The sequence below is a fragment of the Citrobacter sp. wls757 genome, from assembly GCF_005280935.1.
GTDB classification, from domain to species: Bacteria; Pseudomonadota; Gammaproteobacteria; order Enterobacterales; family Enterobacteriaceae; genus Citrobacter; species Citrobacter portucalensis.
In genome coordinates, this window is record NZ_SZWU01000009.1 from 1 (window position 1) to 4185 (window position 4185).

Below are 4185 nucleotides of genomic sequence, written 5' to 3' on the forward strand. Positions count from 1 at the left end.
CAGAAGGCGGGCGCTGGTAACAGCGACCCGATACCCTATGAGCATATCTCTGACAACAAAACTCAGTTATGGATTTGGAGCGTTTGGTAAGGATTTCGCCATCGGTATTGTGTACATGTACCTGATGTATTACTACACCGACGTGGTGGGATTATCGGTGGGGCTGGTCGGAACGTTGTTCCTGGCGGCAAGGATCTGGGATGCGGTAAACGATCCCATCATGGGCTGGATTGTGAACGCCACCCGATCGCGCTGGGGAAAATTTAAACCCTGGATCTTACTCGGTACGCTGGCGAACTCATTGGTGCTGTTTTTGCTTTTTAGCGCACATCTTTTTGAGGGTACTGCGCAGGTCGTATTTGTTTGCGTGACGTATATATTATGGGGAATGACCTACACCATTATGGATATTCCATTCTGGTCACTGGTGCCAACCATTACGCTGGATAAACGCGAGCGTGAACAACTGGTGCCGTACCCCCGTTTCTTCGCCAGCCTTTCTGGGTTTGTTACCGCAGGCGTGACGCTGCCTTTTGTGAGCTATGTTGGCGGAGCAGATCGTGGTTTTGGTTTTCAGATGTTTACACTAATTCTCATCGCGTTCTTTATCGTTTCCACCGTTGTGACGCTACGGAATGTGCATGAGGTTTATTCGTCAGACAGTGAGGCCACGGCAGACAGCAGTCGTCTTGGGTTGAAAGCGATCGTTGGGCTTATCTATAAAAATGACCAGCTATCCTGCCTGTTAGGTATGGCACTGGCTTACAATATTGCATCCAATATCATTGCTGGCTTTGCCATTTACTATTTTACCTACGTCATTGGCGATGCAAGTCTCTTCCCGTACTACATGTCTTACGCAGGTGCGGCAAACCTGTTGACGTTGATTTTCTTTCCTCGGCTGGTAAACGCGTTGTCACGACGGATCTTGTGGGCTGGGGCATCGGTGTTGCCGGTGCTTAGCTGTAGCGTACTACTGGTGATGGCGCTGGCAGATTTCCATAATATCTTACTGATTGTTATAGCGGGAGTTTTACTGAATATTGGTTCGGCGCTTTTCTGGGTGTTGCAGGTCATTATGGTGGCAGATACCGTTGATTACGGCGAATACAAACTTAATGTTCGTTGTGAAAGTATCGCTTATTCGGTGCAGACAATGGTGGTAAAAGGTGGGTCAGCATTTGCCGCTTTCTTTATCGCGTTGATACTCGGGGTGATTAATTACGCGCCAAATGTCGCGCAGTCTGCCGAAACCATCGTTGGCATGCAGTTTATTATGATAGCGCTACCTGCACTCTTTTTTGTGGTGACCTTAGTCCTGTATTTCCGCTTTTATCGACTGAATGGCGACACGCTGCGCAGGATCCAGATCCATTTACTGGATAAGTATCGCAAGGTGCCGCAGCACTATGAGCAACCGGATATCCCGGCTATTGCGGTAGTGGCTCCAGGCGATGTGAAGGCATAGCGATGGAATGGCATTCGTTGATTGGGTATTTGGCGGCCAGCCTGACGACGCTCTCTTTCTTACCGCAAGCCATTAAGGTTATTACCACCCGCAACACACAAGGCATTTCCGGTTTGATGTATGTGATGTTTGTGTGCGGGCTGGTTTTGTGGCTGATTTACGGATTATTGATTGAAGATACTGCCGTCAGCATGGCGAACTTTCTGACACTGTTGTTCGCCTTGCCGATTCTGGTTATCAAGTATCGCAGTAGGTAATGTAGATTGCCGGAGAAGCGTTAGCGCTCTCCGGCCATTTTCAATTGCCGATTGTGCCAGCCCGCCAGTGCGAGGACCGTTGTTAACGCACCGAGCAGGGCGCAGAACATGTCCGACTGGGTATCCCACGGGTCACCCTGCGTGCCAAGGAAGTCATCCGCACCTTGTCCCATTGCCAGCGCAGCCCACCATTCGATGAGTTCATACATTGCGCTAATCGCCAGTGCTACGCAGCAGACCAAAAATGCCAGCATCTTACGACCACGGACAATATTGCCGCGCACTAAAATCTCTCTTGCCGTCAGGGCTGGTACCAGCCCCTGGAAGAAGTGGCCCAGCTTGTCATAGGGGTTTCGACTGAGATCCAGCCATTCCTGAACCTGAAAACCGACGGGGACTTTGGCGTAGGTATACATCCCGCCTACCATCAGAATGATGGCGTGCAAGAAAATCAACGTATAAAGCAGCGGCGTCAATGGGTACTGCTTCATGGTAGCCAGCAACAGCGGGACGACAATAATGACTGGCGTGACTTCCATCAGCCAGGTGATTTTCTCAGAGGCAGAGATACCGGTGTAGATAAGAATCAGCGCCAGGATCAATGCGCCGGTGCGCAAGATTGTGGGGTTCAGAGTGCGGAGCATTGCGAATTCACACGTAATGGAAAAGGTCACTATTCCCTGTGAACGGCAAAAATTCAATACCAGTAAATGGGGGGATAAAGTTGGCCCGGGGGGATCGCTGGACTGACGCCAAAAATTTAGTGCCAGTCCAGTGCCGGGCCGAATGGGTTACTTCGCGCAGTTAGCGCATTGTTTGCTGACGATTTGCTGGAAGAAATCGTTGCCTTTGTCATCGACCAGGATGAAAGCCGGGAAATCTTCTACTTCGATTTTCCAGATAGCTTCCATACCCAGCTCCGGGTATTCCACGCATTCCAGATGCTTAATGCTCTGCTGCGCCAGTACCGCTGCCGGTCCACCGATGCTGCCTAAGTAGAAGCCGCCGTGTTTGTGGCAGGCGTCAGTCACCTGTTGGCTACGGTTACCTTTTGCCAGCATGATCATGCTGCCGCCGTGAGACTGCAACAGGTCAACGTAGGAGTCCATACGACCCGCGGTGGTTGGACCTAAAGAACCGGACGGGTAGCCTGCAGGCGTTTTGGCCGGACCCGCGTAGTAGATCGGATGATCTTTCACGTACTGCGGCAGACCTTCGCCGGACTCAATACGTTCTTTTAACTTCGCGTGGGCAATGTCACGACCAACAATGATAGTACCGCTCAGTGACAGACGAGTAGAAACCGGGTACTGAGAGAGCTGGGCGAGGATCTCTTTCATTGGGCGGTTAAGGTCAACTTTAACCACTTCGCCTTCGCCCGCCTGGCGCAGAGATTCTGGAATGTACTGACCTGGGTTATGTTCTAGTTTTTCAATCCAGATCCCTTCGCGGTTGATCTTGGCCTTGATGTTACGGTCTGCGGAGCAAGAAACGCCCATACCAACCGGGCAGGATGCGCCGTGGCGAGGCAGGCGGATCACGCGGATATCATGTGCGAAGTATTTCCCGCCGAACTGAGCACCAAGGCCGAGTTTTTGCGCTTCTTCCAGCAGTTCTTGTTCCAGTTGCAGATCGCGGAACGCCTGGCCGTGAGCATTGCCTTCAGTCGGCAGCGCGTCATAGTAGTGTGTGCTGGCCAGCTTCACCGTTTTGAGGGTGCTTTCCGCTGACGTACCACCAATAACGAATGCGATGTGATACGGCGGGCAAGCTGCGGTACCCAGCGTGCGCATTTTCTCAACCAGGAAGTTTTTCAGTTTGCCGGGAGTCAGCAGCGCTTTGGTTTCCTGATACAGATAGGTTTTGTTGGCTGAGCCGCCGCCTTTGGCCACGCACAGGAATTTGTATTCGTCACCGTCCACGCTGTACAGATCGATCTGTGCGGGCAGGTTGGTGCCGGTATTTACTTCTTTGTACATATCCAGCGCCGCGTTTTGCGAGTAGCGCAGGTTATCTTCGATATAGGTATTAAATACGCCTTTGGAGAGCGCCGCTTCATCGCCGCCGCCGGTCCAAACACGCTGACCTTTTTTCCCCATGATGATTGCCGTACCGGTGTCCTGGCAGGTTGGCAACACGCCTTTGGCGGCGATTTCGGAGTTTCTCAGGAACTGCAGCGCCACGTACTTATCGTTTTCGCTGGCTTCGGGATCATGGAGAATTGAGGCGACTTGCTGTTGGTGTTCTGGGCGGAGCATGAAGGAGGCATCGTGGAAGGCTTGCTGGGCCAGTAGCGTAAGTGCTTCAGGGGCTACTTTCAGGATTGTTTCGCCTTCAAACTCGCCGACGCTGACGTGATCGGATGTCAGCAGGTAGTACTCAGTTTTGTCTTCCCCCAGTGGGAAAGCCGCCTGGTAAGTGAATTCAACTTTTGACATTTGCTTCCAGCCTTTTCATTTT

Annotated in this window: 4 protein-coding genes; 2 read left to right on the forward strand and 2 right to left on the reverse strand. The window is 51.8% G+C overall.

Annotated elements, in window-relative coordinates; genetic code table 11:
* The first annotated feature begins 37 nt into the window (after window positions 1-37).
* Both melB and FDW94_RS01025 read left to right on the forward strand, forming a co-directional pair.
* Window positions 38-1468 (forward strand): melibiose:sodium transporter MelB, encoded by a 1431-nt coding sequence (gene melB, locus FDW94_RS01020; RefSeq protein WP_060683115.1) that lies wholly within the window; start codon window positions 38-40, stop codon window positions 1466-1468.
* Window positions 1469-1470: 2 nt separating this feature from the next.
* Complete coding sequence (locus FDW94_RS01025) at window positions 1471-1725, forward strand: SemiSWEET transporter (protein WP_032942140.1); 255 nt, start codon at window positions 1471-1473, stop codon at window positions 1723-1725.
* A 20-nt stretch (window positions 1726-1745) separates the two neighbouring features.
* Here the strand turns inward: FDW94_RS01025 and FDW94_RS01030 are convergent, their stop codons facing one another.
* Window positions 1746-2369: a DUF2238 domain-containing protein gene (locus FDW94_RS01030; RefSeq protein WP_057068409.1), complete on the reverse strand. Its 624-nt coding sequence runs from the start codon at window positions 2367-2369 to the stop codon at window positions 1746-1748.
* Window positions 2370-2516: 147 nt separating this feature from the next.
* Window positions 2517-4163 (reverse strand): class I fumarate hydratase FumA, encoded by a 1647-nt coding sequence (fumA, locus tag FDW94_RS01035; protein WP_008786974.1) that lies wholly within the window; start codon window positions 4161-4163, stop codon window positions 2517-2519.
* Window positions 4164-4185: the final 22 nt, after the last annotated feature.

What these genes read in the sequence shown, in the direction of transcription:
- melB (WP_060683115.1), top strand. Translation starts at nt 38, where the DNA reads ATGAGCATATCTCTGACAACAAAACTCAGTTATGGATTTGGAGCGTTT.
- FDW94_RS01025 (WP_032942140.1), top strand. Translation starts at nt 1,471, where the DNA reads ATGGAATGGCATTCGTTGATTGGGTATTTGGCGGCCAGCCTGACGACG.
- FDW94_RS01030 (WP_057068409.1), bottom strand. Translation starts at nt 2,369, where the DNA reads ATGCTCCGCACTCTGAACCCCACAATCTTGCGCACCGGCGCATTGATC.
- fumA (WP_008786974.1), bottom strand. Translation starts at nt 4,163, where the DNA reads ATGTCAAAAGTTGAATTCACTTACCAGGCGGCTTTCCCACTGGGGGAA.